The organism is Dorea chungnamensis (assembly GCF_039832125.1).
GTDB lineage: Bacteria > Bacillota > Clostridia > Lachnospirales > Lachnospiraceae > JAFBIX01.
The window spans coordinates 1-24,540 of record NZ_JBDOHT010000022.1 but is presented as its reverse complement, the minus strand read 5'-3'; the positions used below and the strand labels follow the sequence as shown (position 1 = coordinate 24,540).

The following is a 24,540-nucleotide window of genomic DNA, read 5'->3' as shown; positions in this document are numbered from 1 at the left end:
AGCTTTGAATCTGATGTGGAAGTACTGGTGATAACTTGTCTTTAAATACTTTTTTATTTCTAAAAAAAATGAATTATACCTGATTATCCACATCTTATCCGAAGGTTGTCCACATGTTATAAACATTATGCAGGATTGATTTTCTTCTTTATTATATTAATTGTATTAGATAAAGTTTCATCTGTTTTTAATTCTGCAGTAATTTTTTCAACTCCATATTTGACAGTAGAATGATCTTTACCTCCCAGAATGATACCAATTGCTTTTAAAGGTGTCTCAGTCATGGTACGAATCAGATACATGGTGATCTGCCGTGGATTTGCAATATCTGCATTACGTTTATTGCTCTTTAAATCAGCAATGGATACACCGAAGTGTTCAGATACAATATCCAGAATCAATTCTGGAGTTACTTCTCTATTATTAGAAGAAACAATGTCTTTTAATGCTTCTGCCGCCAGGGTAATATCGATTGGCCCGTTATTATTTAATTTGAAAAGAGCAATCAGTTTATTAAGTGAACCTTCCAGTTCACGGATATTTGTTTTTACATTTGTAGCAATGTATTCCAGAACATCACGTGGTATATTATATTTTTCCAGATGATCAAGTTCGATCTTCTTCTGGAGAATTGCCATACGTGTCTCATAATCTGGGGATGATATATCAGCAATCAATCCCCATTCAAAACGTGTGCGAAGTCGTGCCTCCAAGGTCTCGATATCTTTTGGAGGCTTATCGCTGGAGATAATGATCTGCTTTCCAGAAGTATGAAGATGATTAAAAGTGTGGAAGAATTCTTCCTGTGTACTTTCTTTTCCAATGATGAATTGAATATCATCAATTAACAAAACATCGTTATTGCGGTATTTGTCGCGGAATTTAGACATTGCAGATTCATTGCCTGCTGTTTTACCATTTTTCAATGCTTCGATCAGTTCATTTGTAAATGTCTCGCTAGTGACATATAATACCTTCTTTTTTGGATTTTTGTCTAAAATAAAGTGTGCAATCGAATGCATAAGATGAGTCTTTCCAAGTCCAACTCCTCCATATAAAAACAATGGGTTGTACACTTCGCCAGGAGATTCTGCTACTGCAAGTGAAGCTGCATGAGCAAAATTATTGTTACCTCCTACAACAAAAGTATCAAAAGTATATTTTGGATTCAGTCCTGCCTTTTCAGCAGCGGACTTTGTCTTCTTTTTATTTGTTGCTTCAATAGACATGCTTTGAATTTCATTCAATTTGTCATCATCTTCGGAGATGAACACAACTTCAAATTCAATACCGGTAATTTCAGCAATACAAACTTTCAACGGAAGAAGATATTTTTTTTCAATATATTCTACACTGGCATTCATATTTACCAAAATAAATACAGTATTATCGATGACATCATATACTTTCAGAGGTTGTATCCAAGTCGAGAATGATACGTTGGACAGTTCATGTTCTACTCTAAGATGTTCAATAATTTCAGGCCACTTTTCCTTCACAATGTTCATTACAATAAACTCCTAATTCTATCCAATTCGTGGTATTTTAAATAATAACCCACTCTTTACTATTCTACATCAAAATAGAGATTTAAGCAATCTTTAATCAGTGTGGATAACTTTATTCACAAGTTTAAAATGCAGATATTCGAGATAAAAATAAAAAAAATAAATGATATCCACACGTTATCCACTTAAAATCCACGTGTTATCCACATTTTGTGGATAAATTAATTTAGAAAAATCCAGGTTTTGCTTGACGTAGAGGCATTTTTTTAATATAATCAAAAATGATGTCTTTAGAAAAAAAGTGGGATTATTCCCTTATAAAATATAAGGAGGTGGATATCTATGAAAATGACATTCCAGCCAAAAAAGAGACAAAGAGCTAAAGTTCATGGATTTAGATCTAGAATGAGCACAGCAGGTGGAAGAAAAGTACTTGCAAGCAGAAGAGCAAAAGGAAGAAAGAGATTATCAGCGTAGGCCGCATATATGTGGCCTTTTCTTCTACAAAAATTGGGAGAATTAGTCAATGAAATATTCCGAATCATTGAAAAAAAATAAGGATTTTCAGAATGTTTATAAACATGGGATATCCTATGCAAATAAGTATCTGGTCATGTATGTACTAGATAATAAGACCAGTCAGAATCGATTAGGAATATCGGTAAGTAAAAAAGTAGGTAACAGTATAGTACGACACAGATTAACAAGATTAATCAGAGAAAGCTATAGATTACAAGAAGATAGATTCAAATGTGGATTTGATATAGTTGTGATAGCAAGAATAGGCGCTAAAGGTAAAAGTTATAAGGAAATTGACAGCGCAATGCTCCATTTGGGTCATCTTCATGAAATTATAGATTAGGGGTAACGTATTATGAAAAAGATTCTGTTAGGCTGTATTAAGTTCTATCAGAAGTATCTATCCGGGCTGAAAGGGTATTCTACCTGTATCTATTATCCAACTTGTTCTCAATATGCAGTAGAGGCAATTGAAAAATATGGTGCATTAAAAGGTGGACTCATGGCAGCATGGAGAATACTTCGTTGTAATCCGTTTGCCAAGGGTGGATACGACCCTGTTCCTTAAAAAAGAATTACAACAATAGGGAGGAAAAAATTATGACTGTGAGTTTACTGACTGCAGCGAATTGGCCGATTGTAGGTCAGATTTGCTGGCTGTTAGGTAAAGTTATGAACTTTATCTATACGATATTAGATAATGTTTTACCAAGCGACACTGGTTTAGTTGGTTTATCAATTATCATTTATACTGTTTTGGTATATACATGTATGATGCCTCTTACCATTAAGCAACAGAGAACGTCAAAGATGACTTCTGTAATGAATCCGGAGATTCAGGCAATTCAGAAAAAATATAGAAATAAAAAAGATCAGGCTTCTATGATGAAGCAACAGGAAGAAATCCAGCAGGTTTATGATAAATATGGAACCTCTATGACTGGTGGATGTCTTCCAATGTTAATCCAGATGCCATTGCTATTTGCTCTATATCCGGTCATCTATGATATTCAGAATTATGTACCTGCAATAAAGAATGCACCTGCAGCGGTAAATAGTTTCCTTACAATTCCTGATCTTACAATATCTCCGATCACAATGATCAAGAATAGTGGTTCTTATGCATTTCCCGCAGTTGTAATTATTATTACAGCAGTTGTATTGCCAGTATTGTCTGGATTGACACAGTTCGGAAGTATCAAATTATCACAGGCAATTTCAGGACAGCAGATGGATAAAGATAATCCGATGGCAGGTACTATGAATACAATGAATTATACAATGCCTATTTTCTCTGTATTCATGGTATTTACACTGGCATCAGGTATTGGTCTTTACTGGATTGTAAGTGCGGTTGTTCGTATGGTTCAGCAAGTATTTATTAATAAGCATCTTTCTAAAATGTCTGTAGAAGATCTGATTGAAAAAAATAAAGAGAAAGCAGAAAAGAAAAAAGCACAGAGAAGTGAAAAAGCCGAAAGAATTAATGCAATGGCACAGACAAATACCAGAGGTATCAAGGATTCTGCAAAACTCAATGTATCTGGTATGAGTGAGAAAGAAAAAGAAGAAAAGATCGCAAAAGCGAAAGCAAATGCAAATAATGCAAAGGCAGGAAGTCTTGCAGCAAAAGCAAATATGGTTAAGAAATTTAATGAAAATGATTAGGGGGCGGCTGTTATGGATTATATTACTGTATCAGCAAAAAATCTGGATGATGCAATTACAGAAGCATTAATTCAATTAGGTGTAACAAGTGATCAGTTAGATTATGAAGTTATTGAAAAAGGCAGTGCAGGTTTTTTAGGAATTGGAATGAAACAAGCTGTCATTAAGGCACGCAAAAAAGTTGTTGTTGAAGAAAAGAAAGAAATTGAAGAAGTAGAGATTCCAAAGGAAGAACCTGTGAAGGAATATCCAAAGAAAGAACCTAAGAAGAAGAACATTTCTAAGGATAGAAAAGAAAAGAAAGAAAAGAAAGAAAAGCATGATGAACCTGTAAAAGAATCTTCTGCAGCTGAGAGAAAAGAAGTTGAACTTGCCAAAATTGAACCTCAGACAATAGAAGCATGTGAGAAGTTTATCTATGATGTATTAAATGCAATGGATATGAAAGATGTAAAGGTTACATCTACTGTAGATGAAGAGGGAGCACTTTCTATTGATATGGAAGGAAGCAATATGGGAATTCTGATTGGAAAACGTGGACAGACTCTTGATTCCCTTCAATATTTGACAAATAGAGTTGCAAATAAGATGCAGGATGGATATGTAAGAGTAAAACTCGATACAGAAGATTATCGCAGAAGAAGAAAAGAAACTCTTGAAAATCTTGCAAAGAATATTGCAAGTAAAGTAAAGAGAACAAGAAGAACAGTTTCTTTGGAGCCTATGAATCCATATGAAAGAAGAATTATCCACTCAGCATTACAGTCTGATCCGGCTGTATCCACACATAGCGAGGGCGAGGAACCATATAGAAGAGTTGTAGTAACACTTGTACGTAGATAAATGATAGAAAGTAGGGGTTGAAAAATCCCTACTTTCTTATTCTATTCAAATAAAGATGATAATGGAGGAAACCATGAAAAATCAATATAATACAACAATAGCGGCAATTTCTACTGCTATGAGCAATTCAGGAATTGGAATTGTCAGAATGAGTGGTTCAGACTCTTTTGAGATTGCTGATAAGATTTATAAAGGAAAGAGAGATAAAAAGTTATCAGATCAAAAATCACATACAATTCATTATGGATACATTATGGATTGTGAAGATACTGTAGATGAAGTTCTCGTAATGTTAATGAGAGGACCTCATAGTTATACAGGAGAAGATACTGTAGAAATTAACTGTCATGGCGGTGTATATATTGTAAAAAGAATTCTTGAGATACTGATTAAAAATGGTGCAAGACCGGCTGAACCTGGAGAATTTACAAAAAGAGCATTTTTGAATGGAAGGATCGATCTTTCTCAGGCAGAAGCAGTAGGAGATCTGATTGTTTCTCAAAATGAATATGCTCTTCAAAGTTCTTTACATCAATTAAAAGGAAATTTAAAAGAGAAAATTAGTAATATAAGAAATGAAATAATTTACCACACAGCATTTATAGAGACGGCATTGGATGATCCTGAACATATCAGTGTAGATGGTTATGGCAAAAAACTTAAGATTGTTGTAGATAAGTTAATGAATGAAATCAAAGTATTATTAAATACGTGTGACGATGGGAGAATTATAAAAGAAGGCATACAGACTGTTATATTAGGTAAGCCAAATGCAGGAAAGTCTTCTTTATTAAATGTGTTAATTGGAGAAGACCGTGCAATCGTTACTGATATTGCAGGAACAACCAGAGATGTTCTGGAAGAACATATAAATCTGCAGGGGATATCTTTAAATATTATGGATACTGCAGGAATTAGAAGCACAAAAGATGTTGTTGAAAAAATTGGTGTAGAAAAAGCAAAAAGCTATGCAGATAAAGCGGATCTTATTCTATACGTAATTGATGCATCCTCTCCATTAGATAAAAATGATGAAGAAATTTTTGGTATAATACAGGATAAACCATCAATTATCTTGCTAAATAAGTCAGATTTAGATATGATAGTAACGGAAGAAAACGTGAAAAAAGCATATTTTGCAAGTAATCTTGCAAAAGAAAATAATTTTAAAGAAATTAAAAAGTTTACAACTCCTATAATAGAGGTATCTGCAAAGAATAACTTGGGAATTGAAAAACTTGAAGAAGTTTTAAAAAATATGTTTTTTGAAGGAAATCTTTCATTTAACGATGAGATTTATATTACAAATATCAGGCATAAGACAGCACTTCAGGATGCTTATGCATCTTTGCAGCGTGTGATAGAAAGTATTGATTCGGGGATGCCGGAAGATTTTTATTCTATTGATTTGTTAGATGCGTATGAGTCTCTTGGAAGTATAACTGGTGAAACGATAGGAGAGGATTTGGTTAATGAGATATTCAGCAAATTCTGCATGGGTAAATAATGATGAATATGATGTGGCAGTAATCGGTGCAGGACATGCAGGGTGCGAAGCTGCACTTGCCACAGCCAGACTTGGATTTCGAACAATAGTATTTACAGTTAGTGTTGACAGTATAGCATTGATGCCATGTAATCCTAATATAGGAGGAAGTTCTAAAGGACATCTTGTCAGAGAACTTGATGCTCTGGGAGGAGAAATGGGAAAAGTGATTGACCGTACTTTTATACAGTCAAAGATGCTCAATAAGTCTAAAGGACCCGCCGTACATTCTCTTCGTGCGCAGGCTGATAAAGCACATTATAGCAGAACGATGCGTCAGGTATTAGAAAATCAAGAGAATCTTGAAATTAAGCAGGCTGAAGTGGTCAATATATTAACGGAACATGGGAAGGTTACAGGCGTTCAGACATTTTCTGGTGCAATATATAATTGTAAAGCCATAATACTTTGTACCGGAACATATCTGAAAGCCCGATGTATATATGGAGATGTGAGTAATGATACTGGTCCTAATGGTCTTCAGGCTGCCAATTATCTGACAGATTGTCTGAAAGAATTAGGAATTAAGATGTATCGCTTTAAGACCGGAACACCTGCAAGAATTGATAAAAATACGGTTGATTTTAGCAAAATGGAAGAACAGGTAGGCGATGATAGAGTTGTACCATTTTCTTTTACTACGAATCCAGATGATGTACAGATAGATCAGGTCTCTTGTTGGTTGACTTATACGAATTCAAAGACGCACGAAATTATTCGTAATAATTTGGACAGATCTCCGTTATTTTCCGGGATGATTGAGGGTACAGGTCCCAGATATTGTCCTTCGATTGAAGATAAAGTTGTAAAATTTGCAGATAAAGAGAGACATCAGGTATTTATTGAGCCAGAAGGCCTGGAAACAAATGAAATGTATATCGGTGGAATGTCCAGTTCTTTACCGGAAGATGTTCAGTATGCGATGTATCGTACAGTTCCAGGTCTTGAAAATGTCCGAATTGTCAGAAATGCTTATGCAATAGAATATGATTGTATTGATGCAAGACAATTGAAACCATCATTAGAATTTCGAACAATTGAAGGATTATTTAGTGGTGGTCAGTTTAATGGAAGTTCAGGATATGAAGAAGCAGCAGCTCAGGGACTTGTTGCAGGAATCAATGCTGCAAGAAAATTGCAAGAAAAAGAACCTTTGATCTTAGACCGTTCAGAAGCCTATATTGGAGTGTTGATAGATGATCTGGTAACAAAAGAAAGCCATGAACCATATAGGATGATGACATCCAGAGCAGAATATCGTCTGTTGTTAAGACAGGATAATGCTGATCAGAGATTGACAAAAAAAGGATATGAGATTGGTCTGATATCAGAAGAAAGATATCAGAGACTTTTGAAAAAAGAAGAACTGATTCAATCAGAAATAGAAAGATTAAAGCATGCTAATATTGGAAATACAGATAAGGTACAGAAATTGTTAGAATCCTTTGGAAGTACACCATTAACATCAGGATCTTCACTTGCTGAATTGATTCGTCGTCCCGAATTATCTTATGAAGCTTTAAAGGAAATAGATGTTAACAGACCAGAACTTCCTGTTGATCTTAAAGAAGAAGTAATTGAGCAGGTAAATATTTCTTTAAAATATGATGGATATATTAGCAGACAAAAAAAACAAGTAGAGCAATTTAAAAAACTTGAAAATAAAAAAATCCCAGAAGATATTGATTACGATGCAGTGAAGAGTCTTAGAATTGAAGCTGTACAAAAATTAAAAGAGTATCGTCCAATTTCCATTGGACAGGCATCTCGTATATCAGGAGTATCCCCGGCAGATATATCAGTACTATTAGTATATCTCAGTGGAGGGCATTAGATAACATATTGGAGCAGGGCATGAATCAATTATTAGAAATTAAATTAAAAGAATTAAATATTCAGATTAATGAAATACAAAAGAAACAGTTTGATACATTTTATTCTATGCTGGTAGAATGGAATAAAGTAATGAATCTTACAGGAATCACAGAATATGAAGAGGTTATAGAAAAACATTTTGTAGACAGTCTTTCCATTGTAAATATTTTTGATTTGTCTGAGATAAATACTGTAATTGATGTTGGAACCGGTGCCGGATTTCCGGGAATTCCACTTAAAATTGCATTTCCTCATTTAAAAATTACACTTTTGGATTCTCTGAATAAACGTATTAATTTTTTAGATTCGGTGATAGATGAATTAAAGCTTGATGGTATATATACAATTCATGGTAGAGCAGAAGACTTTGCAAAAAAAGATGATTATCGAGAAAGATATGATTTGTGTGTATCAAGAGCAGTTGCTAATCTATCTACGTTGTCAGAATATTGTCTGCCATATATACGTGTAGGGGGTATGTTTATTTCTTATAAATCAGGTGATGTTGATGATGAAGTATTAGAATCCAAAAAAGCAATTTCAATACTTGGCGGAAAACTTGATAATGTGGTAAAATTTCAGCTTCCGGGAACTGATATTAATCGTTCTTTTATAAAAATAGAAAAAATAAAGAATACAGGAAAAAAATATCCCCGAAAAGCTGGTTTGCCTTCAAAAGAACCTTTAAAATAACAAGTTTATGTTTGTTTGGCAGAAAAAGCTCTGTATGAATTTGTCATACAGAGCTTTTTCTTATAGTTTTCTTATAATTTATTTTAGTTATGCGGATTAAAAATCATCTTCTAAAAAGATTTTTACTTGATCTATAAATTCTTTACTTCTTTCTAATTGAGGAAGATAATTTGATTTATCGATATATATAGATTCTATAGAAGGTAATATATTTTCATATTCTTTTGATATACTTTCACTTTCATCTCTTTCTTTCCCGTTAATGATATAAATGCTATTTGTTAATTTTTCTAAACAATGTTTTAGATTTACAGTTGTATAATGTCCAACAAGACTTGCAAATAAGTACTTAGAAGAAGAGACGCTCGAATGGGCAGTTTCATAATATGTATTTATTAAACTGCTTTCAACATTGTGAAAGTCATAGAAAAACTTGTTATGAAATAAATCTTCGATATCTTTTTTCTTAGTCAGCATATTATATAAGAATGTTCCGATAACAGGAAAATTAATTAATTTAGCAAGAATTTTTGTGCGTTTACTTGGAATTCTTTCAAGTGTATTCAATGTTAATGGATTTACCATTAATATCTTATCGATAATTGATTGGTTATTCTGACAGGCTGCAATCGTAATTGCAGCAGATTCCCCAGTTGCTATTATATCTGTTTTACTTCCGATAACATGTTTAATAAAATCATCAATTAATTGTACATATAAATAATTAGTATATGTAAGGTTAGGTTTATCAGAACGTCCACATCCTAATAAATCTATACAATAGACGGTATTATTCTTAGATAATTCTGAAATTATATCATGCCATTCATATCCTGAACTATAAGTATTCAAATCATGAATAAGAAGTAAAGGTTTACCCTGGCCCTTTGCAGTATAATAAACTTTACCAAATTTCCATTCATAATATGAACCAGATGGGTTACTCAACAAATTATCTAATGTTGCAGAAAAGTATATTATTTTATTTATCATATGTATCGCAGCTGTAGACGCACTAATTAACGTTATGCCTGTAGCAAGTTTTCTTTTCCAACCCATAATTACACCTCATTAATTATAAAAGTTTATTTTTACTATATTTATTATACTACAGATTAAAAGTAGTGTAAATGTTTCACGTGAAACATAAAATTTAATAATGTTCTGTTAGTGATTTTTTGTTGAAAGAATTATGTAGCAATAATTATAATAAAAGAAAAAATGGATTAGTTTAGTTAAAGTAATAGTTTATATAGATACGAGTATTGATGAACAAAAATATGATTATAAAAATTTTAATTAACAAGACTATTATTAGCCTTTTAACTTATGTATATGATATGTACTTTTATATACTTTATAGTCATACTTGATTTAAACTGGCTTAATTCTTTAATATAATTTCTAGAAATCAGCTAGTCTTATAGTTAGTCAATGTAATTTAGTAGAATATATTAAAATAAAAAATAGATAAAAAGAGACAAAATCATTTGAATTAAGTTTATCTTTTATTTAAAAAACCAGAATAAATACATACATTATATAATTGTAATTTATATATATGATGCCAGGGTCAAAAGGTCTGAACCCGCATGAGCTTGCTCATAAGTAGGTGAAAGGCCTTGAGACCCGCCCCGATGTGAGCATAAAAGTGGGATGTATATTCCACGATATGCGAATATTGGGGCGGATTGTGGGAGTGCGTAGCACGGAACAATCCGTAAGCATCGCAGTTGGGGGCTTTTGACCCCAACATCATATATATAATTCAAAAATAAAAAGGTTTAAACTTATATGAGCTTGCTCATAAGTGAGTGAAAGTCCTTGGGATCTGCCCCAATGTGAGGATAAAAGTGAAATATAAATCCCAAAATATGCGAATATTTGGGCGAATTGTGAGAGTGCGAAGCACGGAATAATCCGTAATCATCATAGTGGGTTTAAACCCCAATATCTATATATAGGTTAAATAGAATATAAAAAAATAAATATAATTTTTTTGTTGATTGGTATAATTATAAAGTTATATATGATTATAGATAAAAATAAATTTCACATTTTGCTTTAATACAAAATTATAAATTAAAATTTGTTTCACGTGAAACAATAAAAACTAATATAGAGTAAATGTTTCACGTGAAACATTTATAAGAAAGCAAATATAAATAAGAATATGATTAACTATATGCTACTTTTAATATATAATTCAATAAAATAAAAATTAACAAAAATGAAATGTTTCACGTGAAACATTTATAAAAAATATAAAATATGCAAATCGAAATAAACATTCTATGGATAACTTGTTTAAAAAGTGATATACTAGAAACATCCTGAAAGAAAGGTGATTAACAGATGGGACGAATTATAGCAATTGCTAACCAAAAAGGTGGAGTCGGAAAGACTACAACTGCAATTAATTTATCTGCCTGCCTTGCCGAAAAGGGTCAAAAAGTTCTTGCCATTGATATGGATCCACAGGGAAATATGTCAAGTGGATTAGGATTAGATAAAAATTCTGTGGAAAAGACAATATATGACTTGATAATAGGTGAATCTGAAGTAGAAGAAGTATTACAGAAAAATGCTTTGGAAAATCTGGATATACTTCCTGCAAATGTGGATTTGTCAGCGGCAGAAATTGAATTAATAGGAATTGATGAAAAAGAGTATATTGTAAAAAAAGCTATCGAAAAGATAAAAGATGCCTATGATTATGTAATTATTGACTGTCCGCCATCATTGAGTATGTTAACCATTAATGCAATGACTACAGCAGATTCAGTATTAGTACCTATTCAATGTGAGTATTATGCATTGGAAGGATTAAGTCAATTAATACATACAGTAGAGTTAGTAAAGGAAAGACTTAATCCAGTTCTAGAGATAGAAGGCGTAGTATTTACAATGTATGATGCAAGAACAAATTTATCATTACAGGTCGTAGAAAATGTAAAGGACAATTTACAGCAGAATATATATAAGACAATAATTCCTAGAAATATAAGACTTGCAGAAGCACCAAGTTATGGAATGCCAATCAACCAGTATGATGCAAAATCAGCAGGAGCAGATAGTTATAGGAGACTTGCTGATGAAGTGATGAATAGAGGACAGGAATAAATGTATAGGGGAGAATGATATGGCAGTAAAGAAAAAGGGATTAGGAAAGGGACTTGACAGTCTGATTCCAGATAACAGAAGTGTAAAGCCAGCCGAAACAGAATCAGGACCCAAAAAGGATACCATATCTGATGTTAAATCAGGCGAGCAAATGATGAAAATCAATATGGTAGAACCAAACCGAGACCAGCCAAGAAAGAATTTTGAAGAAGATGCATTATTAGAACTGGCAGATTCAATTAAACAATTCGGCGTGTTGCAGCCACTTTTGGTAAGAAAAAGAAAAGATTATTATGAAATTATCGCCGGGGAAAGAAGATGGAGAGCTGCTAAACTTGCGGGCATAAAAGAAGTACCGGTAATAGTGAAAGATTATACAGAACAAGAAATTGTTGAAATTGGATTGATTGAAAATATACAAAGAGAAAATTTAAATCCAATTGAAGAAGCAATGGCGTTCAAAAGACTTTTGGAAGAGTTTAATCTGAAGCAAGATGAAGTCGCAGAACGAGTATCTAAAAGTAGAACCGCAGTAACCAATTCAATGCGACTTTTAAAATTAAATGAAAAAGTCCAACAAATGATCATAGATGATATGATAACAACTGGACACGCAAGAGCACTTTTGGCTATTGATGATAAAGAACAGCAATATATTTTGGCAAATAAGATTTTTGATGAAAAACTAAGTGTACGTGAGACAGAAAAATTAATTAAAGATATTAAAAATCCAAAAAAACCAAAAGAAAAGAAAATTGTTGAGAATGATTTTATATACAATGATCTGGCCGAAAAAATGAAAGAAGTGATGGGAACAAAAGTAAACATCTCATCAAAAGGGAATGGTAAGGGGAAAATAGAAATAGAATATTATTCTGATAAAGAATTAGAACGTATGTTCGAAATGATAATGAGCATAAAAAGGGGAGAATAAAATATGGAAAGTAAGATACTGAAAGCACTGGGAATTGATCCAGCATTCATACTTATCTTCTTATTAATTTTAATTATTGTTCTATTCGTGTTATATGTGAATGTTACATTAAAATATAATAGATTAAAAAGTAGTTATAACACGTTTATGAAGGGGAAAGATGGAAAGACTCTTGAAGAGAGTATGAAAGAAAGAGTAGAAGAAATAGAATCTATTCTTAAAGTAACAAAACAAAATCGTATGGAAATTAAAGAAATCAACAAAAAACTAGATAGAAATTATCAAAAAGTTGGAATTGTAAAATACGATGCGTTTAATGAGATGGGCGGTAAATTAAGCTTTGCGTTAGCAATGTTAGATGGAAACAATAGTGGTTGGGTCATCAATGCAATGCACAGCAGAGAAGGATGTTATACCTATGTAAAGGAAATCCTAAAGGGTGAGAGCTATGTCGAGTTAGCTGAAGAAGAGGCAGAAGCATTAGATAAAGCAATCTTCGAAAACTATGATATGGATATCAAAGATATAAAGAATAAATAATTCAACATACGAAAAATGAGGAGGAAATGAACATGTTAGACATTAAATTTGTAAGAATGAATCCAGATGTTGTAAAGGAAAACATCAAAAAGAAATTTCAGGATGAAAAATTACCACTGGTTGATGAAGTATTAGAATTAGATCAGAAAAACAGAGATATTAAGCAAGAAGTAGAAGCACTCCGTGCTGACAGAAATAAGATTTCAAAAGAAATCGGTGCATGTATGGCACAGGGCAAAAAAGAAGAAGCAGAAGAATTAAAGAAAAAAGTTCAGGAGAATGCTGACAGAGTAGAAAGTTTGTCTGCAGAAGAAAAAGAAGTAGAAGCAAAGATAAAGAAAATCATGATGACAATTCCAAATATCATCGATCCATCTGTACCAATTGGAAAAGATGACAGTCAGAATGTTGAAATTGAAAAGTATGGTGAGCCTGTGGTTCCAGATTTCGAGATTCCATATCACACAGAGATTATGGAAAGCTTTAATGGAATTGATCTTGAAAGTGCAGGAAGAGTAGCAGGTAATGGATTCTATTATCTGATGGGTGATATTGCGAGACTTCATTCTGCAGTTCTTGCTTATGCGCGTGACTTTATGATTGGACGTGGATTCACATATTGCATTCCTCCATTTATGATCAGAAGTAATGTTGTGACAGGTGTTATGAGTTTCGCTGAAATGGATGCCATGATGTATAAGATTGAAGGCGAAGACCTGTATCTGATTGGGACCAGTGAACATTCTATGATTGGAAAATTTATTGACACAATGTTGACAGAAGATCAGCTTCCTCAGACATTGACTAGCTATTCACCATGTTTCCGTAAAGAAAAAGGAGCACATGGAATTGAAGAGCGTGGAGTATACAGGATTCACCAGTTTGAAAAACAGGAAATGATCGTAGTATGTAAGCCAGAAGAAAGTAAGATGTGGTATGACAAATTATGGCAGAACACTGTAGATCTGTTCCGTTCTATGGATATTCCAGTACGTACTTTGGAATGCTGCTCTGGTGACCTTGCAGACTTGAAAGTAAAATCTTGTGATGTAGAAGCATGGTCTCCAAGACAGAAGAAATACTTTGAAGTAGGAAGCTGTTCAAATCTAGGTGATGCACAGGCAAGAAGACTTGGTATCCGCGTAAAAGGAGCAGATGGAAAATACTTTGCCCATACCCTCAATAATACAGTCGCAGCTCCACCGAGAATGCTAATTGCATTCCTGGAAAATAATCTTCAGGCAGATGGAACAGTAAGAATACCTGAAGTACTTAGACCATATATGGGTGGAACAGAAAAACTGATACCTAAGAAATAGTATTTGTAAGGAAATAATATGCATCAATATCTAAAAGCTATTGGATTTGGAAACATCAGCAGTAAAAAAGAACTGAATAAGATTCTTACACAAGTTGAGAATTCATTTACCCAGCATAATCTAATCGGACAGGATGAAGAAACTGATTTCTGTGAATATGAAAAAGAATATGGTGCGGGAATGGGAATTGCCCTGTGTGGTGATATGGATGTCAATGAATCATTTGAAAGACAATATTATTATCCATACTTTTTTGGAACAGGAATTACATCATATGCCGATGTGTGTATAGAGAAACGAATGGACAAAGAAGCATATGTTGGAATCTGTGAAGATGTAAAGATAGGGATTAACTTAATCTTTCATCTGCAAAATACAATAGAATACATGAAAGAAAAACAGATGTCAAAAAAAGGAATTAAGTATACATCCGTTACATTATCCGGACTTTCCACCGGAGGCACAATATTGCTTCCGGTGTTGAAAGATAAAGAACAAGAAAGAAGACAACAAGAAGAAGTTCATAACAGAATGTTGCTTGTAAGCGCTGCGAAAAGTGGAGATCCTTCGGCAATCGAAAGTCTTACAATGGATGATATTGATACATACTCGAAAGTATCAAGGCGTCTGGCATCGGAAGATGTATTCAGTATTGTAGACACATATATCATGCCACATGGCATTGAGTGTGATCATTATGCAATCTTAGGTGAGATATTAGAATTGCAGCAGATCATTAATGAAGAAACACAAGAACAGATTTATGTAATGAAATTAGAAGTTAATGGATTGAATTTTGACATCTGTGTTCCGGTAAAAGAAGTGATAGGGGAACCGGCGGTTGGCAGAAGATTCAAAGGAAATGTGTGGATGCAGGGTAGAATAAACTTTTAATTGGGGACGTAGACTTTTTTAAAAAGTCTACGTCCCCAATTAAAAAATGTGGTGTACCTAAACGTAAAATACCCTGTACCCAACCAACACTTGATTTTCTTTTCTGTAAATGTTAGAATATGAAAAGTGCAAATGTTCTCTTAGTTAAATGGATATAACAAGTGCCTCCTAAGGAAGGGGCTTGCCTGACGCCTTTGAACTATAGGAAAAAGAACTCGATAGTTCGAATCTGTCAAAGTAAGTGTTATATAGCTTGCCACCAAAGGCGAATGTATCGAGGAAAGTTGGATGGAGCAATTCATCCAGAAAGCATAAGTAATTGAATAACCGGCTACCGATCCGGAAGCTTAAGAAGTGCCAGAAAGCCTTATTTTAAGCCAAAAATCGGATATGTCTTCGTAGCTCAGCTGGATAGAGCACTCGCCTCCTAAGCGAGGGGTCAGAGGTTCAAATCCTCCCGGAGACGCTAGGCAAAGGCGGAAATGCAGTGGTTTTGATTGACTCACGTGCGTCCGCCTTTTGTTAGCAGAAAGGCAAATATCTCATGATAATTGCCACCAATTGATGGCAGAAATCAAGGCAAATGCCACCAAATTTATCGAAATGCCACCAACGTTTTGAAAGGGTAATTGCCACCAAATGGGAAGAGCCATGTGGAAAGTGATTATCAGGTCTGTCAATCGGAGTAAATATTAGCTTTTGTAGAAATCAAGAAAGAGAAAGCAAAATATCTGCCACCAACTGTTAGCAGGAAACAATTTCATTTTGATGGCACTGCCACCACCAACGATCGACAAGCTCGTTTGGTTCGAATCAATCTTTATCAAGAATGATTTGGACTGAACGGGCTTTTTTGTCGTTCACAAAAGAAAGGAGTTACAGATGTCAGAAGAAATAATGAACATTGGATCTGCAGAGGGAGATCAGGTATTGGAACTGGATATCAATCGGTTAAGAGCTTTCAAGAACCATCCATTTAAAGTGACTGCTGACATGAGCATGGTGGAATTGAAAGACAGTATTGAGAAATATGGAATACTTAATCCTTTGATTGTAAGACCTGTTCCGGAAGGATATTACGAAATAATTTCTGGTCACAGAAGAAAGTTCGCAGCAAAACAGCTTGGATATACCAAGGTTCCGGTCATCATCAAAGTCATGAAAAATGATGAAGCCATTGTAGCAATGGTTGATTCGAATCTTCAAAGGGAATATATCAGCCCCAGTGAAAAGGCTCATGCTTATAAGATGAGATACGATGTGATGAAAAAGAAAGGAAATAACAATGTTCGTGGACGAGTTGTCCACAAAACAAAAGGAAAAAGGACTGTTGAAATACTGGCTGAGGAATATGGAGAAAGCACAAAGCAGATACAAAGATATCTAAAACTTACGGAGCTTATTCCGGAATTGCTTACCAAGTTGGATGATGATCAATTATCGATCAGTGCTGCAGTTGAGATTGCATTTCTAAAAGAAGAAGAACAGAAATGGTTTCTGGAAGCAATGGACTACGCACAGGCAACACCATCACTATCTCAGGCACAGAGAATCAAAAGGTTAAGTCAAAGCAATGAACTGACAGAGGATGATCTAAAAGACATTCTTTGTGAAATAAAGAGGGAAGATATTTCAAGGGTGACATTTAAGACCGAACAGCTAAAGAAGTATTTTCCAAAAGATTATACCGTGGAAAAAATGAAACGTGAGATCATCGATATCTTGAAAATATGGATGGATAAATATTGGGATTTATAAGGGGGATTGTATTTTATGTGTAAAGTAATCGCAGTTGCAATGCAAAAAGGTGGATGTGCAAAAACAAGCGTATCGTTAAATCTGGGAATAGGACTTGCCAGAGCAGGTAAGAAAGTCTTGTTAATTGATAATGATCCGCAGGGAAACCTTACAGCCAGTTTAGGATATGAAGAACCTGATGATATGAGTGATACTCTTGCATCTGTAATGATGAAGATCATTAACGAGGAACCAATCGAACCGGGATATGGGATCCTTCATCATCAGGAAGGGATTGATCTGATACCAGGCAATATCGAACTATCTGGTTTAGAGGTGCTTCTTGCGAATGTAATGAGCCGGGAAAATATCCTGAAAGAATATATTGATCAAATTAAAGAGCAGTATGATTACATCATCATTGACTGTATGCCTTCTTTGGGAATGATACCAATCAATGCTTTGGTAGCAGCTACGTCTGTATTGATTCCGGTTCCTGCAGCCTATCTTCCTGTAAAAGGATTGTGTCAGCTGATCAAAACCATCTCCATGGTAAAGAAGCGTCTCAATAAGAAATTAAAGATTGAGGGTATTGTTCTAACGATGGTGGACTACAGGACAAATTATGCAAAGGATATCACACAAAAATTACGTGAGAGTTATGAATCAACAATAGGTGTATTTAACACGTATATTCCATTTTCAGTCAAAGCTGCAGAATGCAGTTTAGAAGGAGTAAGTATTTACATTCATGAGCCAAAGGGAAAGGTTGCCAAAGCATATAAGAAATTGACAGAGGAGGTTTTATCTCATGAAAACTAGAACTGGTCAAAAATTGAAATTAACTACTGTAGAAGAATTATTGGGAGTTCCTGCTACGGAATCCTCGACAGAAATTGATATTGATATGATCCATATGTTTAAAAATCATCCATTTAAAGTATTGGATGATGAGAAAATGTCGGATTTGGTTGAAAGCATTCGAGTTAATGGCATCTTAACTCCTGTTTTGGTACGTCCAGATGGCGAAGATAGTTATGAAATGATCTCCGGTCATAGAAGGATGCATGCTGCAAAGATTGTTGGATTAACTATGATACCTGCCATTGTAAGGGAAATGTCAGATGATGAAGCCATTGTATATATGGTAGATTCGAATATCCAGAGAGAAGAATTACTTCCTAGTGAGAAGGCATTTGCATACAAAATGAAAATGGAAGCATTAAGACGACAAGGAGCAAGACAAGATTTAACTTCGGACCATAATGGTCCAAAGTTGGCAGCTTGGTCCATAGGGAAAGACAATGGTATTTCAGGCACACAAGTAAAAAGATATATCCGTCTCACAGAGCTGATACCAGAATTATTGGATATGGTTGATTCAAAGAGATTACAGTTTACTGCCGGTGTTGAAATCTCCTATATTGACAAAGAAATCCAACAATGGATATGTGAATACATCCATGAGAATGGAAATGTAAAACAGAACCAGATAGTCATTCTTCGTCAAGAATTGTTAAATGGAGCAATTACACAAAGCCAGCTGATCGATATTTTAAATGAGAATGCAATTGGAAGAATTCCAAAAAAGAAGGTAACTCTTTCAGAAAAGAAATTATCTCAATACTTTCCACCACATTACACATCTGCAGAAATGGAAAAAGTAATCATGGAACTTCTTACCAACTGGAAAGAACAAGGAGGTGCAGAGAATGGCTTTTGATTATATTTATGGTTTATCAGCAGATCAATATAGCTTCTACAGGATTCCAAAGAGCCTGATGTACGGGGATGAATTTCGCGATCTATCCCTGCAGGCAAAGCTTCTTTATGGATTACTCTTAGACCGTATGGGAATGTCCGCAAAAAATCAATGGATCGATAATGAGAACAGAGTGTATGTAGTTTATCCGATTTCCGAAATGCAAGAGGATCTGAATGTTTCAAAGAAAAAGGCAATCGAATACCTGAAAGAACTTGAAACAGTTGGATTGGTAAAGAAAAAGGTAAAAGGGTTTGGATTACCAAATCATTTGTATGTGAAAAATTTCATTGTTTCACAACCGGCATAAGCATTTCAGAAGTTTAAAAATCGACACCCTAGAGGTGCAAATTCAGGAAGGGAGGAGCTTCGCATGGAACAACAGAAGCCACAGTTTCGTTATTATTATGGTGATGAATCTGAGCAATTCAGTTTCTTCAAAATACCGAAGCTTCTGATTACGCATGAGATTTTCCGGGGACTATCAAATGATGCCAAGATTCTGTATGGATTACTATTAGATCGTATGAGTCTTTCTCAAAAAAACAAATGGTATGACGAAGAAAACAGAGCTTATATCGTATGCAGTATTGATGAAATAACAGAATTATTGAATTGTAGTCGAAACAAAGCAATAAAATCACTTCAAGAACTGGATACTGATAAAGGAATCGGGCTGATAGAAAAACGTCGTCTGGGGCAAGGAAATAATACTATCATGTATGTAAAGAATTTTCTTATTCCGCAGGAAATAATCTCGCAGCAATCGAATGCTGATACAATTTCAGAAGTCCAAAATTTAAACTTCAAGAAGTCTAAAATAAGGACTTCTAAAAGTCCAAAAAATCAACTTCTAGGAGTCCAAAATATGGACCTTAATAATACTTATAATAATAAAACAAATAATAATCAGACTGATGATTCTAATCGAATCATATCTGGTGACGATAAGCGATGTGATGAGGAATCAGAGCTTAAGGCATATCAATCTCTGATCAAAGAGAATATCGAATATGAATATCTGCTCATAACCTATCCAACAGAGAAAGAAACCATTGAGGGTATCTTTGAGTTGATTGTGGAGACCATGATGACCAGTAGTGAAAAAATCCTTATCGCAAGTAACTGGTATCCGGCATCATTAGTGAAGAGTAAGTTCATGAAGCTTAATTATCATCACATTCAATACGTTTTGGATATGCTTCGGTCAAACACGACAAAGGTACGAAATATTAAGAAATACATATTGGCTTCACTCTTTAATGCTCCAACCACGATTGAAAGCTATTACAGAGCAGAAGTTAATCATGATTTTCCACAGTATGCAGCAGCAAAATAAAAAGGAGAGATGACTATGTTCGTTTTAAAATTAATCGGGAAAGTATGCGTATTACCAGCGATCGTAGTATTGGCGTTTCTTCTGGGAATCGTCAAAGTATGTGTTGGAATTTATAACTTTGCAAGGGCGCTGTTCGGTCTTTTGATCGGTGCCCTAGTGATTCTTACTGTCATTTTCTATCAGGATTGGTTACAGATCGGTTTACTTGTAATTATTTCATGTATTGGGATATCTATCTTAGCTGCCGGAATATTTTTGGAAATAATACTGGAATCAGGAATTAGCAGATTAAGTAAGTTTGTACTATCATAATTGAAGGCGGTCAAAAATGACCGGGTTCAAATAAGGAGGCATTTACTTTATCGAAAAAGCGATGAATGGTAAAATATAAAAATGATGCTTTCGTGCGAAAATATGTCAAAAGAGTTTTTTCATAAAATAGATTTTCAGGAGGGAAACTAATGAACAAAATGGAAAATGAATATATTCAGTTGCCACCATTAAAAAGAGACACTGATTTAAGAGTGATCATGGCACTGTGGGAATATGTTAGGCTGTCAGATGAAGATAGAGAACATGTTTTAACTATTATGAATGAAATCAAAAGAGATAAAGAAAGTAGAGTGCTTCCACCACTTGAATCGTTTCAAAATCTGCCACAGGAGAATATCAATGATTTTGACAAGGTCATGGGAAAGATAATTAAGGATATTATTGTGGAAGCATGTGACCTTGCATGTTGGGTATACAGATATAAATTTATTGAAGGATGGACTCTAGAACAGATGGTAGATGAAAAAAGAAACTCAGATCAGTTCATTGTTGCTCTTTATTATCTATTTGAGAAATACTTCGATACACCTGATAATATTAATATCAAACCATCATAATAAAACTGGTGTAAGCTGAGATATAAATATGCTATACTGTTATTGTTCCTTATTTTTTTGACTGTATATATCGCAATACCTAAGTATTATACATCGGTACATATAATCTGATAAGTTACCTTGTTTCTCAGTAAAATAAAGGTATCATATCGGAAAAGAGGTGTAGAATACTTGCAAGCTGAGAACTATATTATTGCTAAAATTGAGCAGTTGTGTAAAAAGAAAAAAATCAGCAGATACAGACTAGCTCAGAAATCTGGAATCGCACAGTCATCTATTTCTACATTGTTAAACAGAAAGAGCGTTCCAACGATTCAAACTCTTGAAAAAATATGTGATGGATTAGATATTACTCTCGCTCAATTTTTTACGGAGGATGAAGAATATCCTGATTTAACATCCGATCAAAAACAGCTGCTTTCTGACTGGGATGCAATGGATGATCATCAAAAAGAGCTGGTAAAAGCATATATACAGGGTATCATTAGAAAATAAGGGCAGCTGTGCTTAAAAAACGGCATAGCATGTCCTTATTTTTGTTTCGGGGGGTTGTTATGAAACGATATCACTATTTATGCTGTGTATTTCTTTTAAGTATTATTCTTTGTGGCTGTCAGATACAGACAGTTGAAAGCTCAAATAATAATCAACAATCAGAACAGAAAGTAAAAGATGAGACTGATTTAAATCTATCACTACAATCCTCCATAAGAAAGGAGCAATGCTTTATATGCGGAACTCCTGCAGGGGGACTTCTTGACTACTATTATAAATTCGATTCTATTGGGATTATTCATTGGGCAGATATGTCGGTTACTGACACCCGGATTCGAGAATACGATGATAACAGAAATGAAAAGATCGACTCTGGGCATATGAGCACAATGGTACATTCTTTTGGAGAGGAGTATGGTTCTATTATGACACACTCTCAACCGGATAGATGCATTGCGGAACCGAATATACACCTTGGTGAGAAAGATACCATGGATTGTGAATCACTCATTGATCAGTTGTGCCAAAATTGTCTGGATAAGGTATGTGAGTTTTATGAAGATCAGATAAACAGTGATAATGATGAATATCTGGAAAGCACAGGATATTGTCTGATTGATTTCAAGACAAAAGAATTGTATACTCTGTCCAATCCTTACCGTGGATATAGCATCCGAGATTATATGGTACGGTATGACTATAGAGAGCAGGGAGACGGAGAAAAGTATATTGATCTATTGATTTTCTATGCTCCTGTCCGTGGCGAAAAAAGATAGGTGTAATATTAAAAAAATGGACGTATTGGATGTTTACCATTACGTCCATTTACATCAATTCTACTGGAATTTGTCAGTATCTGTCGCCATATATCCTGCGGGCTTCTGTTGTCCACTTGCGAATGAATTCAGTCTTTGCATCTGTATAGGCGTCTCTGTCATGCTCATATTTCTTCCATAATTCCAGCTTCAAAGATTCATAATCCTTTGCGACCTGCGGATGCTCGTTCAGATAGTCGCGGAAATACAGTTCATCATTATCTCCGGTGTATCTGAGATGAATGTGATAAACCTTATCCGCAAAGCCTTCTTTGGTATACCCTTTATTGAGTGAAATCCGGTTTGTTTCAGCGGACATTCCGATAAAACCAATCCGCTCCATAACATGTGCCAGTTCTTCCATGTCGGCTTTTTCAGAAATCTCAACCATCACATCAACAATGTTCTTCGCCCATATGCCCTGTATCGCTGTACTTCCAATGTGACTGATCCTTTCAACAGGATAGTCTGGCAACAGGTCCATTATTGAGGATTCTATCTCCTTGTAGTAGTTTTTCCACTTATCATCGTGCTGAACAAGAAAAATGGGAAACAATTCCCACAGTTCGGCCAGCGTCATTTCCGACAGTTCCTTTCCCATCGTCAAATCCTCCACAAATGCCGATTTCCGGCTCTAAAACTGAAATTGAACAAAATCGCTGCGCGATGGCCTGCAAAGGCTATGGCGCAGCGATTTTGTTCAATTCATATTTTACGAAGGAGGCCCGGAAAAAATCACCGGATTACATACAGAAGCTCTGGGAGTGCTTTTCCCGGTTGGCAGTATGGACATCTGTGAGGAAATGATGATTCAGGACTGGCCGGGCGCTCTTTACAAGAAAGATGACACGGCATTTCTCTGTTGGACTTATTCTCCGGAAGTCACTTATGTTCTGGAATACACTCCAAGCAAAATTGATGATTCCGAAATCATCAAGATGGCTGAAAGTGCAGAACCTGTAAAATAAAAACCACAGTCTACACTTCAAATCGGAGCGTGACTGTGACTTTTTATTTATGCACGGGCATGATTTTTCTATCATTCCTTCTTGGAAAAATGTGATTTTATCACGGAGAGCGCCTCCGAAACAGGTTATACTACAAATACAAAACACAAGGAGGTATTCTTATGAGACTGAAAAATAAAGTTGCAATCATCACCGGAGGCAGCCGTGGCATTGGCTACGCTACCGCAGACAAATTTTTGAAGGAAGGTGCTACGGTAATCCTGACCGCAAGCTCACAAGGTTCTGCTGACAAAGCGGTTGCGCAGCTGAAAGAAAAGTACCCTGATGCAACAGTTGCGGGAATCAGTCCTAACCTGTCCAATTTGGAATCTGTCCGCAATGCGTTCCGAGAAGCTGCCTCAAAATACGGTTGCATTGATATTCTGGTGAACAATGCCGGTGTATCCGAAAGCACTCCCTTTACCGAGTATACGGAGGAAACCTTTGATAAGGTTATGGATCTGAATGTAAAAGGCGTGTTCAATGCTACAAGAGCCGCCAGTGAGTGCATGATTGCAAAAGGTCAAGGTGTTATTCTCTCCACCTCCTCAATGGTCAGCATTTACGGCCAGCCAAGTGGCTTTGCTTATCCCGCATCCAAATTTGCTGTCAATGGCCTGACGGTTTCCCTTGCCCGAGAATTGGGTCCGAAGGGTATTCGAGTGAATGCAGTCGCTCCCGGTATTACCCTGACCGATATGATGAAGGCTGTTCCCAAGGAAGTAATTGATCCGCTCATCAAGCAGATCCCTCTGCGCCGCCTGGGTCAGCCGGAGGATATTGCCAATGCATTTGTGTTCCTGGCATCTGACGAAGCATCCTATATCACGGGCGTTGTGCTCAGTGTAGACGGAATGGCAAGAACATAAAAAAGGAAACAGGGCAGCTGGAAACGGCTGCCCTATCTTCAAAAGGTAGTGTAAAGTAGCCTATGAAAAATTGGAGCTGAAAAAATGGCTCCATTGGAACCTTGAAAATTGCAGATATGTTAGTTTTCGGCAGTGTACGCCACCCTTGACGGCACACTAAAATA

The 24,540-nt window shown here is 35.2% G+C and carries 28 protein-coding genes and 1 tRNA gene; 25 read left to right on the top strand and 4 right to left on the bottom strand.

Annotated elements, in window-relative coordinates; all coding sequences use genetic code 11:
- Window positions 1–125: 125 nt before the first annotated feature.
- On the bottom strand, window positions 126–1,508 hold the full coding sequence (gene dnaA / locus ABE613_RS14055) for a chromosomal replication initiator protein DnaA (protein ID WP_235234054.1): 1,383 nt from the start codon (window positions 1,506–1,508) through the stop codon (window positions 126–128).
- A gap of 342 nt (window positions 1,509–1,850) precedes the next feature.
- On the opposite strand from dnaA, the gene rpmH reads away from it, so the two are divergent.
- The 8 genes from rpmH to rsmG all read left to right on the top strand — a co-directional run bounded on the left by rpmH (window position 1,851) and on the right by rsmG (window position 8,652).
- The gene (gene rpmH, locus ABE613_RS14050) at window positions 1,851–1,985 is read left to right on the top strand and encodes a 50S ribosomal protein L34 (RefSeq protein WP_004607108.1); all 135 of its coding nucleotides are present in this window, start codon (window positions 1,851–1,853) and stop codon (window positions 1,983–1,985) included.
- 49 nt (window positions 1,986–2,034) lie between these two features.
- Window positions 2,035–2,370 (top strand): ribonuclease P protein component, encoded by a 336-nt coding sequence (gene rnpA / locus ABE613_RS14045; RefSeq protein WP_235234056.1) that lies wholly within the window; start codon window positions 2,035–2,037, stop codon window positions 2,368–2,370.
- A gap of 12 nt (window positions 2,371–2,382) precedes the next feature.
- Window positions 2,383–2,595: a membrane protein insertion efficiency factor YidD gene (yidD, locus tag ABE613_RS14040; protein ID WP_235234058.1), complete on the top strand. Its 213-nt coding sequence runs from the start codon at window positions 2,383–2,385 to the stop codon at window positions 2,593–2,595.
- 32 nt (window positions 2,596–2,627) lie between these two features.
- Window positions 2,628–3,695 carry a YidC/Oxa1 family membrane protein insertase gene (locus ABE613_RS14035; RefSeq protein WP_235234060.1) on the top strand — a complete coding sequence of 356 codons (1,068 nt, stop codon included), beginning with the start codon at window positions 2,628–2,630 and terminating at the stop codon, window positions 3,693–3,695.
- 12 nt (window positions 3,696–3,707) lie between these two features.
- On the top strand, window positions 3,708–4,538 hold the full coding sequence (jag, locus tag ABE613_RS14030; protein WP_235234062.1) for an RNA-binding cell elongation regulator Jag/EloR: 831 nt from the start codon (window positions 3,708–3,710) through the stop codon (window positions 4,536–4,538).
- A 73-nt stretch (window positions 4,539–4,611) separates the two neighbouring features.
- Complete coding sequence (gene mnmE / locus ABE613_RS14025) at window positions 4,612–6,045, top strand: tRNA uridine-5-carboxymethylaminomethyl(34) synthesis GTPase MnmE (protein WP_347376713.1); 1,434 nt, start codon at window positions 4,612–4,614, stop codon at window positions 6,043–6,045.
- Window positions 6,011–7,918, top strand: a complete 1,908-nt coding sequence (mnmG, locus tag ABE613_RS14020) for a tRNA uridine-5-carboxymethylaminomethyl(34) synthesis enzyme MnmG (RefSeq protein ID WP_347376712.1) — start codon at window positions 6,011–6,013, stop codon at window positions 7,916–7,918. Before mnmE ends, mnmG begins: the two co-directional genes overlap by 35 nt.
- A gap of 20 nt (window positions 7,919–7,938) precedes the next feature.
- Window positions 7,939–8,652, top strand: coding sequence for a 16S rRNA (guanine(527)-N(7))-methyltransferase RsmG (gene rsmG / locus ABE613_RS14015; protein ID WP_347376711.1), 714 nt, complete (start codon window positions 7,939–7,941; stop codon window positions 8,650–8,652).
- Window positions 8,653–8,748: 96 nt separating this feature from the next.
- On the opposite strand, the gene ABE613_RS14010 is transcribed toward rsmG, so the two are convergent.
- Both ABE613_RS14010 and ABE613_RS14005 read right to left on the bottom strand, forming a co-directional pair.
- The gene (locus tag ABE613_RS14010) at window positions 8,749–9,711 is read right to left on the bottom strand and encodes an alpha/beta fold hydrolase (protein WP_347376710.1); all 963 of its coding nucleotides are present in this window, start codon (window positions 9,709–9,711) and stop codon (window positions 8,749–8,751) included.
- Window positions 9,712–10,225: 514 nt separating this feature from the next.
- Window positions 10,226–10,411 (bottom strand): hypothetical protein, encoded by a 186-nt coding sequence (locus tag ABE613_RS14005; RefSeq protein WP_347376709.1) that lies wholly within the window; start codon window positions 10,409–10,411, stop codon window positions 10,226–10,228.
- Between the two features lie 596 nt (window positions 10,412–11,007).
- On the opposite strand from ABE613_RS14005, the gene ABE613_RS14000 reads away from it, so the two are divergent.
- The 15 genes from ABE613_RS14000 to ABE613_RS13930 all read left to right on the top strand — a co-directional run bounded on the left by ABE613_RS14000 (window position 11,008) and on the right by ABE613_RS13930 (window position 22,461).
- Window positions 11,008–11,775: a ParA family protein gene (locus ABE613_RS14000; protein ID WP_235234325.1), complete on the top strand. Its 768-nt coding sequence runs from the start codon at window positions 11,008–11,010 to the stop codon at window positions 11,773–11,775.
- 19 nt (window positions 11,776–11,794) lie between these two features.
- Window positions 11,795–12,709 carry a ParB/RepB/Spo0J family partition protein gene (locus tag ABE613_RS13995; protein WP_347376708.1) on the top strand — a complete coding sequence of 305 codons (915 nt, stop codon included), beginning with the start codon at window positions 11,795–11,797 and terminating at the stop codon, window positions 12,707–12,709.
- A gap of 3 nt (window positions 12,710–12,712) precedes the next feature.
- Entirely contained in the window at window positions 12,713–13,249 is a 537-nt protein-coding gene (locus ABE613_RS13990; RefSeq protein ID WP_347376707.1) for a DUF4446 family protein, read from the top strand.
- 32 nt (window positions 13,250–13,281) lie between these two features.
- Entirely contained in the window at window positions 13,282–14,568 is a 1,287-nt protein-coding gene (gene serS / locus ABE613_RS13985; RefSeq protein WP_235232781.1) for a serine--tRNA ligase, read from the top strand.
- Window positions 14,569–14,586: 18 nt separating this feature from the next.
- A complete protein-coding gene (locus tag ABE613_RS13980) occupies window positions 14,587–15,462 on the top strand; it encodes a DUF3881 family protein (protein ID WP_347376706.1) in 876 nt (291 codons plus the stop codon).
- Window positions 15,463–15,854: 392 nt separating this feature from the next.
- A tRNA-Arg gene (locus ABE613_RS13975) sits at window positions 15,855–15,928 on the top strand.
- A 416-nt stretch (window positions 15,929–16,344) separates the two neighbouring features.
- Window positions 16,345–17,220, top strand: a complete 876-nt coding sequence (locus tag ABE613_RS13970; RefSeq protein WP_347376705.1) for a ParB/RepB/Spo0J family partition protein — start codon at window positions 16,345–16,347, stop codon at window positions 17,218–17,220.
- A gap of 15 nt (window positions 17,221–17,235) precedes the next feature.
- Window positions 17,236–18,021: a ParA family protein gene (locus tag ABE613_RS13965; protein ID WP_347376704.1), complete on the top strand. Its 786-nt coding sequence runs from the start codon at window positions 17,236–17,238 to the stop codon at window positions 18,019–18,021.
- Window positions 18,011–18,922 (top strand): ParB/RepB/Spo0J family partition protein, encoded by a 912-nt coding sequence (locus ABE613_RS13960; protein WP_347376703.1) that lies wholly within the window; start codon window positions 18,011–18,013, stop codon window positions 18,920–18,922. Before ABE613_RS13965 ends, ABE613_RS13960 begins: the two co-directional genes overlap by 11 nt.
- Complete coding sequence (locus tag ABE613_RS13955; protein ID WP_347376702.1) at window positions 18,912–19,271, top strand: replication initiator protein A; 360 nt, start codon at window positions 18,912–18,914, stop codon at window positions 19,269–19,271. Before ABE613_RS13960 ends, ABE613_RS13955 begins: the two co-directional genes overlap by 11 nt.
- A gap of 63 nt (window positions 19,272–19,334) precedes the next feature.
- Entirely contained in the window at window positions 19,335–20,300 is a 966-nt protein-coding gene (locus tag ABE613_RS13950; protein ID WP_347376701.1) for a DUF6017 domain-containing protein, read from the top strand.
- 15 nt (window positions 20,301–20,315) lie between these two features.
- Window positions 20,316–20,612 (top strand): hypothetical protein, encoded by a 297-nt coding sequence (locus ABE613_RS13945; protein ID WP_347376700.1) that lies wholly within the window; start codon window positions 20,316–20,318, stop codon window positions 20,610–20,612.
- Between the two features lie 149 nt (window positions 20,613–20,761).
- Window positions 20,762–21,190, top strand: a complete 429-nt coding sequence (locus tag ABE613_RS13940) for a hypothetical protein (protein ID WP_347376699.1) — start codon at window positions 20,762–20,764, stop codon at window positions 21,188–21,190.
- 171 nt (window positions 21,191–21,361) lie between these two features.
- On the top strand, window positions 21,362–21,685 hold the full coding sequence (locus ABE613_RS13935) for a helix-turn-helix domain-containing protein (protein WP_347376698.1): 324 nt from the start codon (window positions 21,362–21,364) through the stop codon (window positions 21,683–21,685).
- Window positions 21,686–21,744: 59 nt separating this feature from the next.
- The gene (locus ABE613_RS13930) at window positions 21,745–22,461 is read left to right on the top strand and encodes a hypothetical protein (RefSeq protein WP_347376697.1); all 717 of its coding nucleotides are present in this window, start codon (window positions 21,745–21,747) and stop codon (window positions 22,459–22,461) included.
- Window positions 22,462–22,534: 73 nt separating this feature from the next.
- On the opposite strand, the gene ABE613_RS13925 is transcribed toward ABE613_RS13930, so the two are convergent.
- Window positions 22,535–23,101, bottom strand: a complete 567-nt coding sequence (locus tag ABE613_RS13925; protein WP_347376696.1) for a GrpB family protein — start codon at window positions 23,099–23,101, stop codon at window positions 22,535–22,537.
- Between the two features lie 184 nt (window positions 23,102–23,285).
- Here ABE613_RS13925 and ABE613_RS13920 point away from each other — a divergent pair, with 184 nt between their 5' ends.
- Window positions 23,286–23,468: a DUF4367 domain-containing protein gene (locus ABE613_RS13920; RefSeq protein ID WP_347376695.1), complete on the top strand. Its 183-nt coding sequence runs from the start codon at window positions 23,286–23,288 to the stop codon at window positions 23,466–23,468.
- 161 nt (window positions 23,469–23,629) lie between these two features.
- A complete protein-coding gene (locus ABE613_RS13915) occupies window positions 23,630–24,376 on the top strand; it encodes an SDR family NAD(P)-dependent oxidoreductase (RefSeq protein WP_347376694.1) in 747 nt (248 codons plus the stop codon).
- The last annotated feature ends 164 nt before the right edge of the window (window positions 24,377–24,540 follow it).